Source organism: Sphaerisporangium sp. NPDC051011 (assembly GCF_040653595.1).
Classification (GTDB): domain Bacteria; phylum Actinomycetota; class Actinomycetes; order Streptosporangiales; family Streptosporangiaceae; genus Sphaerisporangium.
The window spans coordinates 254,801-271,497 of record NZ_JBFAGG010000011.1 but is presented as its reverse complement, the minus strand read 5'-3'; the positions used below and the strand labels follow the sequence as shown (position 1 = coordinate 271,497).

Here is a 16,697-nt window from a genome sequence, read left to right as displayed (position 1 = left end):
CGGTTCAGTAGAGCCGGGTGATCTTCCACCTGTTGAGGTTGAAGCCGCCCGTCACCGCGTAGATGCCGAACTGGTGTCTCCCGGCGGGCAGGTCGACTTCACGGGAGATCGTTCGGTAGCTCGACCAGCTCCCGGTGTTCGGCACGTTGACATTTCCGAGCGGAGTGGCGCCCTCGTTGACGTCCAGCGAGATCACCCCGCCGTTGTTAGGCGACGCGACGCGGTACTCCACCAGGTAACGCCCGGCCGACGGGATGGTGACCCCGCCGAAGGCGATCCAGTCGGTGCTGTCGAAGGAGCCGACGTGCTGCCCGCCGCCGGTGTCGGGCGTGGGCTCGGTGATCACGCCCTTCATCGCGGTGTAGTTCTCGGCCTCGAAGGTGCGGGTGTGGCAGCCGCCGGGCGCCAGCTCGCAGATGTCGGCCCGGTTGGTCGACACCTTGAGGTCGTCGTACCAGATCCAGGAGTCGTTGGCGGGCGCGAAGGTGGTGGTCGCCCCGCCGAAGAAGGAGGAGAAGTAGGCCCTATCGATCAGGTCGCCGTTGCGCACGAAGCGCAGCCCGGTGACGGTGGCGGCCGAGACGCCGTTGTAGAAGATCTCGATTTCGCCATCGGGGTTGGCGTTGCCGTTGGTGACGGTGTTGACCTTGAGCCTCTGGACGATGTTGAACCACTCCCCGCGCGGATAGAGGATGTCGGCGCCGTTGCGCTGGAGCACGGCGTAGTCGCCGTACTGCCCGGCGTGACCCATGTGGTAGTAGTAGATCGCCGCCTGGCCGCTGTTGCGCCGCCAGATCATGCGCGAGCTGAAGCCGTTGTAGCCGTCGCAGACCTGGCCTCCCGAGCACGAGGCGCCGCCCGCCAGACCGAGTCCCAGCTTACCGGCGAACTCCGTGGTGCCCCAGCTGAAGTCGCTGCTGTAGCGCGCCCAGTAGGACAGGTAGTACTCACTAGCCGGGGTCAGCGCGAGCGGCGCCTGGGCACCGGAGTCGGCCGGTCCGATCTTGCCCTTGGGGTAGAAGACGCGCAGTGACTTGCCGCCCGAGTGGTTGAAGTTGCTGCCGTCGATCCAGGTGCGGGTGCTCATGCCCTCCTCCCAGGGCGCGCTCCAGCCGTCGGCCGCCCACTGGCTCAGGGTGTAGGCGGTGCCCTGTGCGGGCCGTTCAAAGGTGTTGACGCGGGGTGCGGCCAGGGCGGTGCCGGGGATGAGGGCGAATAGGGAGACGAGTGCGGTGAGGACCTTTCCTCTCATGGGCTGCTCCTGTTCAGAGATCGAGGACGAGCGTGCGTCCCCCGGGGTGACGCTCGGCTTCGGTGAAGCCGAGCGCGGCATAGAAGGCCAGGGCCCGGCCGTTGGTCTCGGCGACGCCGAGGTGCAGGCCGGGCACCTGCCGTTCCTGCAACGACGCGATCAGGGCCGACATGAGGCGGTGGCCCCAGCCCCTGCTCTGCAGTCGCGTGGTGAGCTTGATGTGCGCCTGGGCCGGGTGGCTGGTGAACCAGGGCCGAGGCGCGTCCGGGTAGTCGTGGATCACATCGACGTAGCGGTGGTCGAGGGTGCCGTCGCCGAGATCGGGACGGCGGGGGTACTGCTCGCGCAGCACCGGCCACCAGTGCTCGCGGGCCCACCCGAGGAACTTTTCGGTGCAGGCGGTGGCGACGACGTAGCCGCCGATCCCCTGCTCGTCAGCCACGACGAAGGCCAGGCCGGGATCGGCGACCGCGTACGGCCCCGCATAGAGGTGACCGGGCAGGTCGGGGGCGTGGAAGCGGAGTGCCTCCGCCCGGCCCGACCCGTCGACGAGCAGGCACACCCGGTAGATTCCAGCCAGGTCGGCAGGGTGGTAGGGCCGCAGGTGCGCTGCCATGGCGAGCTCCTAGGAGACGGTGACGGCGACGGTGCCCCTGTCGCCGGATCGGACATATCTAACGGATTGTGTACTCAATGTGGCATTTCGTGTACCTGGTGCGTGAACCGAGATCTCATACCTTCCGGTTGCTCCGCGCGGCACGGTCAGCCGCAGCTCGGACCCGGCGTAGGCCGCCGACGCCCGCTCGATCAGTGCCGCCAGTAAGGCGGTGATCTTCTTCACGCCGCCTCCAGCCACGCGTCGCGGTGCCGGGCGACGAACTCGTCGTCCACCAGCTCGGGGTAGGCCGCGATGACGCGATCGAGCTCTTCCGCTTGGCCGGGCGACAGCCCCGCGGCCGGGTCGAGCAGCCGTACCTCGGCCAGCAGGCCCTGGCGGCGCAGCACCTCGTGCACTCCGGCGATGCAGCCCGCGAACCCGTGCACCACGTCGAAGACCGCGCCGTTGGCGTCGGTGAGCCGGGCGGCGAGCGTGAGCAGCTCGGCGTCCACCCGCCCGCTCCTGACCGCCTCGTGTGCGCGGTGCAGCAGTTCCACGGCCCGGTGGGTCCACACCGCCGTCTGGCCGAGCAGGCCGCCGACGATGCGCTTGACCACTGGCTTTCCGTCCACCTGGATAGAGAACGCGGTGAGCAGGTCGACCAGGATGTTGTCGTCGTTGCCTGTGTACAGCGCGATCTCCTCGGCCCGGCCGGACTCGCAGATCGCCCGGACCACGTCGATCGTGCGGTAGCGGTCGAATGGCGCGATCTTCACCGCGCGCAGCGCCGGGAGCCGGGCCGCTTGGCGCCAGAAGTCCACGCCGAGGACGCGCCCGCCCACGGCCGGCTGCAGGTAGAACCCGCAGAGCGGCAGCACCTCACCGATCTCGGCCAAGTGGGCGACGAGTTCGCGGTCGGGCAGGTGGTCCAGGCCGCGCAGGATGACCATGGCCAGGTCGTAGCCCAGGGAGGCGGCCAGCTCGGCCTCGCGGACGGCCTCCGCCGTACCGCCCGCCACGCCCGCGACCAGCACGGGGGCCGAGCCGCCCGCCCGAGTGCCGGCCGTGGCGGCTTCGTCGGCGGCCAGCCGCAGCACCGGCTCCAGCAGGCCCGCCGTGCGGATGCCGAACTGGGTGGTGTGGACGCCGACGGCGAGGCCGCCCGCTCCGGCGTCGAGGTAGTACCGGGTCAGCGCTCGCTGGCGGCGCTCGTCGAGCGTGCCGTCGGCGGTGATGACGAGGGGATGTGCGGGGATGATGACGCCTTCCAGCAAGGTGCGTGCTGCGGGGGGCGCCAGGATGGCCGGCATCAGAAGCGTCCTTCTCGTTCCTGGAAGTGGGTGGCCTTGCCGTGCACCGCTCCCCCGGCGGCCACCCAGCGGGCGGTCGCGTCGAGGAGGCGCATCAGCGGGACGGTCGGGTAGCCGAACAGGGCGTGCGAGCGTGCGGCGTTGGAGAGCAGGGCCGCCGGCTCCTCGCCACCGGTGAAGCGCGGCGTGACCCCGAGGCGCGCGGCCAGCTGTCCGGCCAGCCAGCGGACCGACGCGGTCTCGGGGCCGGCCATGTTGAGGATCAGCGGTGGGGTGGCACAGTGCTCGAAGAGGCGCAGCGTCATGGCGTTGACGTCGCCCTGCCAGATGACGTTGACGCTGCCCGTTGCCAGGTCGATCGGCTCGCCCTGGTGAACGGCCCGCGCCAGTTCGAGCAGGACGCCGTAGCGCATCTCGACGGCGTAGTTCAGGCGGACGATGGCGGCCGGGGTGCCCTGGGCGCGCGAGAAGTGCTCGATGATGCGTTCGCGGCCGAGACAGGACTGCGCGTATTCGCCGACCGGACTCGTTGGAGTGCTCTCGTCGGCTCCGCCGCTGATCACCGGCACCAGGGGGTAGACGTTGCCGGTGGAGAAGGCGACGACGCGGGATCGGGGGAAGCACCGCATGACGCGTCCAGGCAGGTAGGTGTTGAGCGCCCAGGTGCCGTGTTCGAAGCCGTGCGTGCCGAACTTGCGCCCGGCGAGGTAGACGACGCGCCCGGCCTCGGGCAGGCGGGCCAGGTCGGCGTCGTCGAGCAGGTCGGCCCGGAAGATCTCCACGCCGGCCTGCTTCATGAACGCCTCGTCCTCCTCCGAGAGGGTGCGTGCGACGGCGATGACCCGGGCGGTGGAACCGCGGGCGTCGAGCGCCCGGCGGGCCATCACCGCGAGGTCGGGGCCGATCTTGCCTCCGGCGCCCAGCAGCATCAGGTCGCCTTCGGTACGGGCGAGGCCGTCGGCCACGGCCTCGGACGGCGCGGAGAGCGCTTCGCGCAGATCGTTCAGGTTCTCGATCATCGGATGTGCTCCATCGTCAGCGAGCGGAAGGCGGACAGGGCCTCATGCAAGGGCGCGGCCTGCGGATACCAGGCGGCCTCCCACTCCAGGGAGATCCAGCCTCCGTAGCCGAGACGGGCCAGTTCCCCGGCGCACGCGTCGAGGGGCACGGCTCCGGCGCCCGGCAGCACCGGCGCGAGATCGGTGACGGAGGCGACGTCCTTGACCTGGACGTGGGCCAGCCAGGGACGCAACGCCTCGGCCGTGACGGCCGGGGGCTCGCCCGCGCGCCACGGGTTGACCACGTCCCAGAGGGCTCCGACGTACGGGGAGCCGACCTGGTCGAGCACTCCGGCGACGGCGCGTCCGGTGAGGAAGGCGTCATGGGTCTCCAGCAGGATCCGCACACCGGTCCGTGCGGCGCTCTCAGCTCCGGCTCGCAGGGTCGTGACGGCGCGGGCCGCCACGCCGGGGTCGTCCGGGTCCCCTCCGAAGACCCGCACGAACGACGCGCCGGCCAGTCGCGCGAGCTCCAGATGCCGGGCGAGTGCGGCCCCTTCGCCGGGCATCCCGACCCGCACGTAGGAGGCGAGGCAGACGATCTCGATGCCCGCTTCCGCGAACCGGGCCCCGGCCGTCCGGGCCTCGGCGTCGGTGGCCGTGGGCGGCAGGAGCTCGCCGGTGGCACAGCGCAGCTCGATGCCCGCGCAGCCGTGCTCGCGGGCCAGCTCGATCACCTGCCCGACCGGCGCGCCGGGGCAGCCGAGGGTGCTGAAGGCCAGGCGGCCGAGGCTGCTGAAGGCAGGGCGGCCGCTCATGCCGTGCTCCTCAGCAAGGCGGAGCCGACCTTGGCCGGGCGGCCGTGGCCGGCCGACTCGTAGATGGCCAGGACCGCGGCCACGACGGACCGGCCGTAGTCGCCCCCGACCAGCGGCGGTCGGCCCGTCGTGCAGGCGTCGGCGAAGTCGGCGAGTTGATCGGTGAAGGCCGCCACGGGGTGCTCCTCGCCCGGCGCGATCTGCCGCTCGGCACCGCCGTCGCTGACGACGGTGCCCTCGGTGGTCGACCAGCGCAGCGAGCCCCGTTCGCAGATCACGACCGTCTCGTCGGTGTAGGGCAGGCCGGCGCTGGTGAACAGGAAGCTCGCCCGGACGCCGCTCGACAGGCCGAGGACGCCGATCGCGTCAGTCTCGATGTCCAGGCCGCCCCGCTTCCACAGGTGGGCGTGGACCGACTCGACCTCGCCGGCGCCGAGCCACTGGATGCGGTCGAGGCCATGGGTGCCGACGTTCATCACGATGCCGCCGCCGGCCGCGACCGGGTCGAAGAACCAGTCGGGACGTGAGCCGCGCTCGTAGTGGGCCGTTCTGCGGTGGGTGATCGCGTGGACCGGGCCGAGCTCATCGGCGGACAGGAGCGCAGCGGCCTGGCGGGCGAGAGCGCTGAAGCGCAGCACGTGCCCGACGGCGAGCGTCACCCCCGCGGCCGCGCAGGCTTCGATCATCGCGGTGCAGTCGGCGACCGTGGTGGCCATCGGCTTCTCCACTAGGACGTGCACCCCCGCGCCGGCCGCGTCCCTGGTCATCTCGGCGTGCAGGTTGTGCGGCGAGGTGATGATCACGCCGTCCAGCCGCTCGCGGGCGAGCATCTCCCGGTGCGAGGTGTAGGCGGTGGCGCCCGCCTCCTCGGCCACGCGCCGCGCGGCGTCGGCGCGGATGTCGCAGACCGCGCCGATCGTGACCTGGGGCAGGTTCGCCGCGGCCCGCAGATGCAGGTCGCCGACGATGCCGGTACCGATGAGGCCGAGCCGGAACGAGGGCTCGTTGGTAGGCACAAACAACTCCTTAGGCTTGGGCGGGCTCAGCCCTTGAGGCCGGAGGCCGCTGCGCCGCGTACGAAGTAGCGCTGGGCGACGATGAAGACCACGAGGATCGGGACGAGCGACATCAGGGCCCCGGCGGTCACCAGTTGGTCGTTGCCGACGAACTGGCCGCGCAGGCCCATCACCCCGATGGGGAGGGTCAGTTTTTCCGGGGAGGTCAGGTAGACGGTCGGTTCGAGGACCGCGCCCCAGGACGTCATGAAGGTGAAGACGGCGAGCGTCGCCAGGGACGGCTTGACCAGCGGGAGGTGGATCCGGGTGAAGATCGTCCAGAGGCTGGCGCCGTCGAGGTTGGCGGCCTCCATGAAGTCGGTGGGGATGGCCAGGAACGCCTGGCGCATCAGGAAGATCCCGAAGGGGGTGGCGAGCCAGAACGGGACGATCAGCGGCAGGAAGGTGTCCAGCCAGCCGAACTCGTGGAACATGATGAACGTCGGGATGATCGTCACCACCGTCGGCAGCATGAGGGTGGCGAGCGCGGCGGTCAGCAGGGCGTCGCGCAGTGGCAGGCGCATGCGGGCCATCGCGTGGCCGACCATCGCGCTGCTGATCACGGCTCCGGCCGTCGCCAGTCCCGCGATGACGAAGCTGTTGATCGCGTACGTCCCGAACGGGGCCCGGTCCCAGACGTCGGTGTAGTTAGACCAGACCGGCGGGTCGGGCAGCAGGGTCGGCGGGATGGCGATGAAGTCGGCGTAGGACTTGAGCGAGTTGAACAGGGACGTTACGAACGGCAGCAGCATGACCGCGGCGCCGGAGACGACGAACACGTAGGCCAGCACGCGGCCGGGTCGCACGCGGCGCCTGCGAACGGGGCTAGGCATAGTGCACCCACTTCCTCTGGAGCCACAGCTGGAAGAGGGTGAGGACGAGGGTGATGCCGAACAGCACCCAGGCGACGGCGGCCGCGTAGCCCATCTGGAAGAACTCGAAGCCCTGCCGATACATGTACAGCACGGTCACCTCGCTGGCATCGCCCGGCCCGCCGCCCGTCATGACGTAGACCTGCTCGAAGGCCTGAAGGACCGAGATCGTCGACAGCACCAGGACCAGGAACGTCGTCCCGGACACGGCCGGCACGGTGATGCGCCAGAAGCGGCGGACGGGCCCGGCGCCGTCCACCTCGGCGGCCTCGTACAGCTCCTTCGGTATGGACTGCAGCCCGGCCAGGAAGAGCACCATCATGTAGCCGACGCCCTTCCAGACCGCCACCAGGGCGAGGGTCGGGATGACCAGCGCGGGGCTTTCGAGCCAGTTCTGCGGATCGACGCCGAACCAGCCGAGGACGGTGTTGGCCGAACCGGTGCGCGGGTTGAACACAGCATCGGCGACGTACGCGATGACCACCCAGGACGACACGACCGGGACGAAGTAGGCGCCGCGCAGCAACGGCATGAACGTCAGCCGCTGGTTGAGTCCGACGGCCAGAACCAGCGCCAGGACCGTCTGCGCCGGCACGTACAGGAGCGCGAACAGGCCCGTGTTGAGCAGGCTGTTCCAGAAGTGCTCGTCCTTCAGCAGCCTGGTGTAGTTGTCCAGGCCGATCCAGGTCGGCGAGGAGACGGTGTCGTAGTCGGTGAAGCTGAGGTAGCTCAGGGCCAGGACGGGCCAGGCCGTGAGCAGGACGAGGTGAGCCAGGTAGGGGGAGGCGAACAGGCTCGCCCACAGCCTCTCGACGACCTTTCCCGATCGGATCGCGGTCGTCACTTCTCTCCCCCTTTCCGTTCCTCGATGTGCCGGGTCATCCGGCTGGCTTGAACCGGTCGATGACGGCCTGGGCGTCGATCTGCGCGGTCTTCAGCGCGTCCTCGATCCCGGTCTGCCTCGACAGGGCGCCGGTGACCTGCTTGGTGATCGCGGCGGTGTACTCGCTCCACACCGGGTTCAGGCCGATGTCATCGGCGTTCGCGAGGGCGTCGGTGAAGGGCTTGCGGTCGGTGGGAGGCGTGCCGGGGTTGAGGAACGCCGGGCTCTGCACGACCTTCTTGTTGATCGGGATGGCCTCGCCGATGGACATCCACTCGGCCTGTGGCCCCTCACCCGCGAAGAACTTGATCCACTTCCAGGCAGCCGCGGCCTTGGGCTCGGACGAGACGCGGTTGACCACCCAGGAGTTGATGTTGGCGAGGTCGCCGCGCTGCCCGTTCGGCCCCTTCGGCAGCGGCACGACGCCCATGTCGATCTTCCCCTGGGCCGCGGTCTGGATCCGGGCGTAGATGCCGAACTGCATCGCCACGATTCCGCTCGGGAACAGGATCTGGGACTTGCCCATGGCCTCGGTGGTCACCGGGTCGGGGGCGACCTTCTCCTCATGCATCGCCCTGTTCATCCAGGTGAGGGCGTCGCGGCTCTGCGGGCTGTCGATCGCGACCTTCCCGTCGTCGGCCAGGACGTCGCCGCCGAAGGCCTTGACCATCGGCCACCAGCTCTCGACGAAGCTGGGCGAGTAGGCGCGGAAGCCGTAGATGTCGGTCTTGCCGTCGCCGTTGGTGTCCTGGGTGAGCTTCTTGGCCGCGGCGAGGAGGTCGTCGTAGGTCCAGTTCGCGGTCGGCGGCTCCACTCCGGCCTTGGCGAAGATCCCCTTGTTGTAGAACAACGCGGTGGACTGGGCGCCCTGCGGGAAGCCGAACAGGCGTCCCTGCGGGTCGCCCTTCTTGATGAGGTCGATGCCGTAGTAGTCGGCGGGGTTGATGTCGGAGGCGTACTCAGTGAGGTCGCGCAGGCTGTTACGGCCGCTGAACTCCTGGACGAGGACGCCGTCGGACAGCCATACGTCGGGTGCCTGGCCGCCGGCGAGCTGAGTGCGCAGGCGCTTGTAGAACTGGTCGTAGTCGGCGGACTCGATCTTCACCTCGACGCCGGGGTTGGCCTTGGTGAACTGGTCGACCAGCTTGCGCATCATGCCGTCCGCGGGGCCACCGGCTTCGGCGTAGTAGCCGAGCGTCAGGGTGACCTTGCCGCCGGCCGTTTCGTCGCCGCCTCCGCCGCAGGCCGCGGTCGTGGCCAGGATCAGGGTCAGGGCCGTCCCGAGCGCGGCGATTCCGAAACGTTCTCTTTCAGGCATGGGGGTACCTGCTCTCCGTGGGGTGACGCGTCGTCTGGGAGGCGACGAAAAGGTGACCAGTAGTTCTGGGTGGCTAAGGAGTCGTGGGGGTCCCGCCGCAGGACGATCGCACGACCAGCCGGGGCTGCAGTTCGATCCGGTGGGCCGGGGCGGCGGGGTCGTCGATGCGGCGCAGGAGCAGCTCCGCGGCCAGCGCTCCGACCTCCGGCTTGGGCGGGGCCACCGCGGTGAGCGGAGGGTCGGTCAGGTCGACGACGTCATCGTCGTAGGCGACGAGCCCCAGGTCCTCCGGTACCCGCAGGCCGAGCCTGCGCGCCTGGATGACGAGCGACACGGCGTCGCGGTCGCCATGGCAGAACACGGCGCTCACGCGGTGGTCGCGGCAGTCCCGGGCGAAGGCGAACAGTTCCTCGGCCGGCCACTCCGTGCGCCTGACGACCGCCTCGGCGACCCGTTCGACGCCCAAGGCCTGGATCGCGCGCTCAAATCCATCGGTGACGACGTCGGCTGTCCCCGTTCTGACCCGCCCGACGAAGCCGATCCTGGAGTGGCCGAGCCCGACCAGGTGCCGGACCGCGGCGTGGACGCCGCCGACATGGTTGGTGACGACGTAGGAGGTCGGGTCGTCCGGCTCCAGCACCGTCGGACGGCGTTCGACCAGCACGTACGGGACGGGCAGTTTGCGCAGGGCCTCGATGTGCGCCTGAGGGTCGTCCATGACGTTCAGGTTCGGCACGAGGATGAGCCCCTCGACTCCACTGTCGAGAAGCCTGCGGGTCTGGGCGTGCTCCAGGCCGGGTTGGTTCTCGGAGCTGGCGAGAATGACTCCGGAGCCGGCCGCGGTCAGCGCCCGCTCGATGCCTTCGATGACCCGCGGGTAGTAGTACGAGGTCGAGGGGACGAGCACGCCAATGAGCCTGCGGCCCGCCGACGCGGGCCGGCTCGCCACGTAGGTGCCCGAACCCTGCCGCCGCACCACGATGCCTTCGTCCACGAGGATACCCACCGCCCGCCGGACGGTGTTGACCCCGACGCCGAAGGTCGCGGCCAGCTCCCGCTCGGTCGGCAGCCGGCTGCCCACGGACCAGCCCTCGTTGGCGATCCGCTCCCGCAGTGCGGCCGCGACCTTCTCCGATTTCATTCCCTGAGAGAATGAATTAGGTCCGATTGGCGGTGTCATGGCCGAAATCATGCCTGAGTCAAAAGAGGTGGTCAATAGTTGTCTAGCAGTTTTTTTCGTGGTTTCCTCCTGTCTGCCGCCCCTTCTGAGGTGCGATTTCATGGAATGAATTCATTCCCTTTTGAAGGAGGAAAGTGCTTGGCTCGAGAATGACCGTGGATTCGGTCGAATGCTTCGTCCTGCACCTGCCCGCGCTCCGCGACTTCAAGATCTCCGGCGGCACCGTCACCCGCGCGGGCGGCACGCATGCCCGTGTCCTGGTCCGCGTCGGCGCGGACGGCTTAGCCGGGTGGGGCGAAGCCACTCCGGCCCCGGCCTGGACCTACGAGACGACAGAGAGCATCGTCTCGACCATCCGCGGATACCTGGCTCCGGCCCTGGTCGGCCATCCAGTCTGGGACCTCGACGGCGCGATCCGCCTCTTCGAGCGGTCCATCAGTCCCGGCTACACCCTCGGCGCCCCCTTGGCCAAGGCGGCGGTCGACGTGGCCCTGCACGATCTCATCGGCCGGGCCCTGAACGTCTCCGTTGGCGAACTCTGGGGCCAACGCCGGGTTGACGAGATCTCCCTGGCCTGGATCGTGTCGGGCGCCGACCCTGAATCGGCGGCCAAGGAGACGGAAGAGGGCCTGGTGGCCGGATATCGGGCGTTCAAGACGAAGGTGGGCACCTCTTCGCCCGAACACGACGCCGAACGCGTGGCAGCGGTCCGCGCCCGCGCGCCCGACGCGCCGCTCTGGATCGACGCTAACCAGGCCTACACCCTCGACCAGGCTCTCCGCCTGGCACGCCGCATCGAGCCACTGACGATCAGCCTGCTCGAACAGCCGCTCCGGGCCAACGACCCGATCGGCCTGAGCCGGCTGCGCGAGCGGCATCGGCCTCGTCGGCTCCGGTCTCACGGACTCCGCCCTGGGCCTGGCGGCCTCCCTCCATCTGTTCGCGGCGTTCGGCATCACTCACCCGGCCGACCTCAACGGCCCCCAGTTCGTCCGATCACCTTACGTACGCGGTCCAAACGTTGTGATCAGCAACGGCACCGCTCAGGTGCCCTCGGGGCCCGGCCTGGGCGTGGAGGTCGACGAGGACGCGGTCCGGGCCCTGGCCGTCCCTCAATCGGCTTGGTCATAGGCCGTGCCCACCACCCGCGCACCTCGGTGTCGATGCGCGATCTGGAAGCCGCGCGGAAACTCACGGCGCCCTGGATCATTGCCAGATTCGCCACCAGTGTCCTGGAGGCGTTCAGACGGTAACCGGGGGGCAGACCAAGTCGAGAGAAAGGGACAGTGGGGTGTTGAGGTGCTGCTCAGAGGGTGTTTGTCGGATGATGTGACCCTCCGCCTGGGTTTGGTTGCGGCTTGATGAACAAGACCGTTCGGCAGGGTTGATCACCGCTACGGTTTTCGGTGTCTGGACGCCGGGATAGAGGCGAGGGCCGGCCCGGGATGACGTGGATCGAGCGGACCGCCTATCCACAGTTCGAGCGGCTGGTCGGCGCGGGTGCTGCACGTGTTCTTCACGCCGTCGCCGGAGGAGGTGACCTGGGCCGACCAGCACCTGGCCACCAGTATCCGCGCTGAGGTGGACGCGACGATCTTCGCCACGATCCTGCAGCGGATGGGCGAGGCCGGCCGGGCCCGGATGGAGGGGTCTGCTCGTCGTCGGGCTGGACGGCAAATCGACGTTCAACCAGCTCAAGAAGCCCGCCCAGCGGGCCACCTGGTCGCGATTCCGTGAGCAGGTGAAATGGCTGGATCAGGTGGACGCCCTCGGCGACACCGACGCGTGGCTGGACGGCATCGCCCCGTCGAAGATCGCCGACTTCGCGGGGGAGGCCGACGCCCAGGACGCCGACACCTTGTCGCGCTACGAGGCGGTCAAGCAGGTGGCGTTGCTGGCGTGCCTGACGCACATGGCCCGGATGCGAGCCCGCGATGACCTGGCCGAGATGTTGTGCAAGCGGATTGCCTCCCACGTCAAGCGGGCCAAGGCGGAGCTGGAGGAGATCCACAACGCCGTGGACATCTCCGACGTCGTACGGCAGTTGGTCGCCGAGGGCTGGAACATCACCGCCGACCAGCTCGGCCAGATCGCCCCCTACGCCGGCCCACATCAGCCGCTTCGGCGCGTACGCCACCGACGAACTACGTCATCGGCCAGATCCGTTCGACCCCTGCTGAAGGAGGTCGACTTCACCTACGTCGAGCTGGCCGCTTGATCACCAGCTCGCAGGCCAGGCGAGGGGAAGTTAGGAGAGCTCCGAACTCAACTCAGGAACTGTTGCTCACCCAACTCCGCCACATCCACCACCACCGAACTCATCAACAACGGCATCTCCATCGAAGCCGACGCAGTGCTCGGTCTGACGCCCGCATCCAGCGCTTCGGCGGCTACGCCACCGACGAGGTTGCCCACGCGCCCGAGCCGTTCGACGCCCGCCACCACTGGTCAGGATCTTCGCGATCGACCATCGCCCGCGAGCTCCACGGCGGTGAAAGTCTGATCAAGTGGTTGGGAACGGCGTACATGCTCGCCATGGGTGTCCTGCTGCGACCTGCTTGAGCCGGATGCGGTTGACGCCGCACGTCCGGTTCTGAGGAGGCGGGGCACGGAAACGTGCCCCCGCTATCCGGCCTTCTAGCCGTGGACAGACGCTACGGAGGCGTCCCCAACCGCATGTACCATTTGGTACATGCGGTTTGAATCTGCGGTCACGATCGCCGCCGGCCCGGAGCGGGTGTGGGAGGTGTTCAGCGACGTGGAACGCTGGCCCGAATGGACCGAGACCGTCACGTCGGTGGCGCTCGCCGAGCCGGGTCCGCTCAAGGTCGGCTCCCGGGCGAAGATCAAGCAGCCGAAGCTGCTGACGGCGGTCTGGGAGGTGACAGAGTTGGTGGAAGGGGAGTACTTCGTCTGGGTGAGTAGGAGCCCGGGCATACGGGTCACCGGAGGCCACTGGGTGGAGGCGACCCCGGACGGTACGGTCGCCCGGTCGACCATCGACCAAGAGGGGCCGCTCAGCCCGCTCATCGCGCGACTGACCGGCAAGCTCACCACCCGCTACCTCGCGCTGGAGGCCCAGGGCTTCAAGGCGCGCAGCGAGCGGGCGTGACCCCCAGGGAGAAGTGGCTGGCCCAGGCGATCGAGTACTTCGCCGCCAACGGGATCGGGGACGCCAGCCTCCGTTCCATCGCGGCCGGCCTCGGCACCAGCCACCGCGTGCTGATCCACCACTTCGGATCGCGTGAAGGGCTGCTCGCCGAGGTCGTACGAGCGGTCGAGGCGCGGCAGCGGTCGAGCCTCGCAGACCTGGCCGGGGACGAGTCGCCGCTGCGGGAGACCTGGCTGCGTTTCCGGGAGAAGGTGGTCGAGGCCGCCCTGATCTACGGGCGTCTGTTCTTCGAACTCTCCGCGCACGCGATGCAGGACCGTCCGTACGCTCGGGGCCTGCGGAACGATCTCATCGACGGCTGGCTGCCCCCGCTGACCGAGATCTGCCTGCGGAGCGGGATGGGCCCGGCGGAGGCCCGCGCGTACGCCCGGCTGAGCCTGGCCGCCACCCGCGGCCTCCTCTTCGACCTGCTGCTGACCGGCGACCGGACGGGCGTGGACGAGGCGTTCCTGCTGCTCGACCGGCTCTACCAGGAGCTGGTCGCCGGCGGCCGGTGACCGGGCGCGTGACCGTGGTCGCGATCCGACGTGCCATGCGGTGAACTCAGCGTGGGTCTCCCTGACGTCCGGCTTCGCCCTCCTGGAGGTTCATGCGGTGTGCGGCGGCTGCCGCCTGTGCGCGGTTGGCCACGCCGAGCTTTTGCAGTACCGCGGAGACATGGTGCTCGACCGTCTTGGCCGACAGCGTCAGGCGCTGCGCGATCTGCGCGTTCGACAGCCCGTCGGCGAGCAGCGCGAGCACGTCGACCTGCCGCGCGGTCAGGCCGGCCACGTTGGCGGCGGTCGCCCGCCGGGGACCGCGCGGAATCCGGGAGAGTCCGCGCACGCGCAGCTCCGCCCGCAAATGCTCGGCGGCCACGGTGGCGCCGAGCCCGTCAAGGATCCGTAGCGCTTCGACCGCCGCGCTCCGGTCACCGCCCGAGAGCGCCTTGGCCCGTAAGAACACGGCGCCGCGCCGAGCCCATTCCTTGGCCGCGCCGTCCCAGTCGCCCGTGATCATCATCTGGTACGGCGCGGCGATGGTGGCCGGGAGCGGATCGGTGCCACCGGCCCGCCACAGTGCGTAGGCGATCCTCCCGATGACGAACGGCTGGCGGCTCACCGACAGTGCCAGGGCCAGTCCGCGACGGGCCTCTTCCTGGGCGCGTTCAGTGTCGCCGTACCACAGAAAGTACTCCGACCGGGCTGCCGCGACGGGTAGGACGAACTGTGCGTCGCGGATCCCCGCCGCCTGGCGTGCCGCTTCGTCGAGCGTGGACAGCGCCTCGGGGTGGCCGCCGGCGGCCTGGATCCGGCCACGTACGATGAGCGGCCACACCGCGCCGACGCCGAGCAGACCCATTCGCCTCAGCGCCGCGTCGGCATCGGCCAGGGCGCCGCTCCAATCGCCGCGTTCCATGCGGATCCTGGCTCTCGTCCCGAGTATGTGGTGGATCCACCCATCGAGGTCGTGCCGCTTGGCGTATTCGAGCACGCGATCGATCGGCGAGGCCGCCGCGGCATACTGGGCGAGCTCGTCGGCCGCGATGTTGCCCAGATTGCTCAACGCGCGAGCGCCGTGTTCGAAGAACCCGTGCGCGGCCGCCCTCTCGTGTGTCTGTTCCATCGCCGTCCAGGCGTCGGTGTCGCCGTCGGCGAGCCGGGCGGTGTTCACATTGATCGTCACGTGGATGGCGGTGTCCAGATCGCCGAGCCGTTCGGCGAGCTCGCGGGCCCGCTCTCCCCATGTGACGGCCTGGTCGAACTTGTAAGCGAGCATGTAGAGCTGCGACTGATTGCTGTATGCCATGGCGAGCCGCCGGCTCGGGGGCCCGGCTTCGAGGAGGGTCACGGCCCGGGCCGCCGTCTCCCAGGCCAGCGTGGCGCGTCCGGTCAGCCACGCCAGCCGGGAGATCCAGCGCAGGTTCTCGCCGGCTTCTTCCGGTTGTCCGAGCGCCTCCCGGATGGCCAGGGCGGTCTGCCGCGCCTGCAGACCTTCCTTGTACAGCCCGGTCAGGTGGGCCTCGACCGCGTACGCTTCGAGCAACTCGGCCCGCTGCGGTTCCGGTAATCGGTCGGCGGTCGCCGCCGCGGCCTGGTAGTGCGCGGCCGCCTCCCGGTGCGCGCCCTGCCTGGCCGCGTCCGCTCCCGCGGTCCGCGCGTGCCGGAGCACGGCGGCGGAGTCTCCCGCGAGCCTCGCGTGGTGGACCAGCCGGGACGGGTCGATCCCGGTGACCTGACTCAGGATGCCCAGCGCCCGCTGGTGCAGAGAGGCCCGCCGCGCCGGTGACAGCGAGTCCTCCACCGCGTTGCGTAACAGCTCATGCCGGTACGACACGCCGTCGCCGGCCGGCACGAGCACCCCGGCGCCGATGCAAAGATCCACGAGTTCCGACGCGCTGGCCACGATGGCGGCATCCGCGCGGGTCGGAATCACCGCCACCAGCTGGGCCAGCTCCCGTGCGGGCGACGGCAGGGCTCGCAGCCGATCCAGAATGAGATCCTGCACGGCCCCGGGCACCGCATCGCCATCGGTCTTGAGCAACTCGGTGACCAGTAGCGGGTTTCCGCCGGTCAGCCTGTGGATTGTTCCGGCGTCTCGTCCCATCCGGCGCGCCTGTTCGGCCACGCACGCCTCCGACAGCGGCGGCAGCGTCACCCGTCGCACGATGGTGCTGGGCAAGGACGCGAGAGTGCCCCGCAGCGGGTGCTCGACCCCCACTTCGTCGTCGCGGTAGGTCACCACCAGCAAAGCCGAGAGCCGGCCGATACGCCGGCCGAGGAAGGCGAGCCAATCGAGCGTGGCCCCGTCGGCCCAGTGCGCGTCCTCCACCACGACCACCGGCCGGGGTCGCTGGCGCGGCCCGGTGAGCTCGTCCAGGAACGCCGTGAAGATCTCTTCCTGAGCCCCGTAGGCGTTCAGCCGGTCGGCGAGGAGTCCTCCTGTCTGCCGGCCGATGTCATGCAGAGGGCCGAGCGCGCGCGGCGTGACCATTCGATCGCAACCGCCCCAGAGCACGCGGGCTCGCGTGCCGCATCTCCTCGCGAACTCGGTGACGAGCGAGGACTTCCCCAGGCCGGCCTCGCCCGCAACGAGCGCGATGCGACCACCCCCGGAGCTGCCTCGCAGAAGATCATCAAGAACGTCCAGTACCGAGGTGCGTTCCCACAGCTCCACGATCAGTGATGATATTGGGGTCCAGTGCCCGATCCAATCCAGCGTCGTGTAGTGCCAGGTCAGGATCCCCGCATCGGCGAGCGGT

General features: G+C 69.6%; 18 protein-coding genes and 1 pseudogene. 6 read left to right on the top strand and 13 right to left on the bottom strand.

The window, feature by feature from the left end:
• Positions 1 to 4: 4 nt before the first annotated feature.
• The 11 genes from AB0H21_RS26025 to AB0H21_RS25975 form a co-directional block, all read right to left on the bottom strand.
• Positions 5 to 1,252, bottom strand: coding sequence for a carbohydrate-binding protein (locus AB0H21_RS26025; protein ID WP_358521232.1), 1,248 nt, complete (start codon positions 1,250 to 1,252; stop codon positions 5 to 7).
• 13 nt (positions 1,253 to 1,265) lie between these two features.
• On the bottom strand, positions 1,266 to 1,868 hold the full coding sequence (locus tag AB0H21_RS26020) for a GNAT family N-acetyltransferase (protein WP_358521230.1): 603 nt from the start codon (positions 1,866 to 1,868) through the stop codon (positions 1,266 to 1,268).
• 9 nt (positions 1,869 to 1,877) lie between these two features.
• Entirely contained in the window at positions 1,878 to 2,093 is a 216-nt protein-coding gene (locus tag AB0H21_RS26015; RefSeq protein ID WP_358521227.1) for a hypothetical protein, read from the bottom strand.
• Positions 2,090 to 3,160, bottom strand: coding sequence for a dihydrodipicolinate synthase family protein (locus AB0H21_RS26010; RefSeq protein ID WP_358521224.1), 1,071 nt, complete (start codon positions 3,158 to 3,160; stop codon positions 2,090 to 2,092). Before AB0H21_RS26010 ends, AB0H21_RS26015 begins: the two co-directional genes overlap by 4 nt.
• Complete coding sequence (locus AB0H21_RS26005) at positions 3,160 to 4,179, bottom strand: NAD-dependent epimerase/dehydratase family protein (RefSeq protein ID WP_358521221.1); 1,020 nt, start codon at positions 4,177 to 4,179, stop codon at positions 3,160 to 3,162. Before AB0H21_RS26005 ends, AB0H21_RS26010 begins: the two co-directional genes overlap by 1 nt.
• Positions 4,176 to 4,976, bottom strand: coding sequence for a sugar phosphate isomerase/epimerase family protein (locus AB0H21_RS26000; RefSeq protein ID WP_358521219.1), 801 nt, complete (start codon positions 4,974 to 4,976; stop codon positions 4,176 to 4,178). The genes AB0H21_RS26005 and AB0H21_RS26000 overlap by 4 nt, the downstream gene beginning before the upstream one ends.
• Entirely contained in the window at positions 4,973 to 5,992 is a 1,020-nt protein-coding gene (locus AB0H21_RS25995) for a Gfo/Idh/MocA family oxidoreductase (protein ID WP_358521216.1), read from the bottom strand. Before AB0H21_RS25995 ends, AB0H21_RS26000 begins: the two co-directional genes overlap by 4 nt.
• 26 nt (positions 5,993 to 6,018) lie before the next feature.
• Positions 6,019 to 6,864 carry a carbohydrate ABC transporter permease gene (locus tag AB0H21_RS25990; RefSeq protein WP_358521215.1) on the bottom strand — a complete coding sequence of 282 codons (846 nt, stop codon included), beginning with the start codon at positions 6,862 to 6,864 and terminating at the stop codon, positions 6,019 to 6,021.
• A complete protein-coding gene (locus AB0H21_RS25985; RefSeq protein ID WP_358521213.1) occupies positions 6,857 to 7,747 on the bottom strand; it encodes a sugar ABC transporter permease in 891 nt (296 codons plus the stop codon). The genes AB0H21_RS25990 and AB0H21_RS25985 overlap by 8 nt, the downstream gene beginning before the upstream one ends.
• Before the next feature lie 34 nt (positions 7,748 to 7,781).
• Entirely contained in the window at positions 7,782 to 9,104 is a 1,323-nt protein-coding gene (locus tag AB0H21_RS25980) for a sugar ABC transporter substrate-binding protein (RefSeq protein ID WP_358521210.1), read from the bottom strand.
• A 73-nt stretch (positions 9,105 to 9,177) separates the two neighbouring features.
• Positions 9,178 to 10,245, bottom strand: coding sequence for a GntR family transcriptional regulator (locus AB0H21_RS25975; RefSeq protein ID WP_358521209.1), 1,068 nt, complete (start codon positions 10,243 to 10,245; stop codon positions 9,178 to 9,180).
• 188 nt (positions 10,246 to 10,433) lie between these two features.
• Between AB0H21_RS25975 and AB0H21_RS25970 the strand changes: the two are divergent.
• From AB0H21_RS25970 to AB0H21_RS25955, 4 genes and pseudogenes are all read left to right on the top strand, one after another.
• Positions 10,434 to 11,147 (top strand): annotated as a pseudogene (locus AB0H21_RS25970) (enolase C-terminal domain-like protein); the annotation flags it as partial.
• A gap of 13 nt (positions 11,148 to 11,160) precedes the next feature.
• Positions 11,161 to 11,415, top strand: a complete 255-nt coding sequence (locus AB0H21_RS25965; protein ID WP_358521365.1) for an enolase C-terminal domain-like protein — start codon at positions 11,161 to 11,163, stop codon at positions 11,413 to 11,415.
• 369 nt (positions 11,416 to 11,784) lie between these two features.
• Positions 11,785 to 12,021 (top strand): hypothetical protein, encoded by a 237-nt coding sequence (locus tag AB0H21_RS25960; RefSeq protein WP_358521206.1) that lies wholly within the window; start codon positions 11,785 to 11,787, stop codon positions 12,019 to 12,021.
• Between the two features lie 4 nt (positions 12,022 to 12,025).
• Complete coding sequence (locus tag AB0H21_RS25955) at positions 12,026 to 12,502, top strand: hypothetical protein (protein ID WP_358521204.1); 477 nt, start codon at positions 12,026 to 12,028, stop codon at positions 12,500 to 12,502.
• A 47-nt stretch (positions 12,503 to 12,549) separates the two neighbouring features.
• On the opposite strand, the gene AB0H21_RS25950 is transcribed toward AB0H21_RS25955, so the two are convergent.
• On the bottom strand, positions 12,550 to 12,726 hold the full coding sequence (locus AB0H21_RS25950; protein WP_358521202.1) for a hypothetical protein: 177 nt from the start codon (positions 12,724 to 12,726) through the stop codon (positions 12,550 to 12,552).
• Positions 12,727 to 12,976: 250 nt separating this feature from the next.
• On the opposite strand from AB0H21_RS25950, the gene AB0H21_RS25945 reads away from it, so the two are divergent.
• Both AB0H21_RS25945 and AB0H21_RS25940 read left to right on the top strand, forming a co-directional pair.
• Entirely contained in the window at positions 12,977 to 13,396 is a 420-nt protein-coding gene (locus AB0H21_RS25945) for an SRPBCC family protein (protein WP_358521200.1), read from the top strand.
• Complete coding sequence (locus AB0H21_RS25940; protein WP_358521198.1) at positions 13,393 to 13,953, top strand: TetR/AcrR family transcriptional regulator; 561 nt, start codon at positions 13,393 to 13,395, stop codon at positions 13,951 to 13,953. The genes AB0H21_RS25945 and AB0H21_RS25940 overlap by 4 nt, the downstream gene beginning before the upstream one ends.
• A 46-nt stretch (positions 13,954 to 13,999) precedes the next feature.
• On the opposite strand, the gene AB0H21_RS25935 is transcribed toward AB0H21_RS25940, so the two are convergent.
• Positions 14,000 to 16,612 carry a LuxR C-terminal-related transcriptional regulator gene (locus tag AB0H21_RS25935; RefSeq protein ID WP_358521195.1) on the bottom strand — a complete coding sequence of 871 codons (2,613 nt, stop codon included), beginning with the start codon at positions 16,610 to 16,612 and terminating at the stop codon, positions 14,000 to 14,002.
• Positions 16,613 to 16,697: the final 85 nt, after the last annotated feature.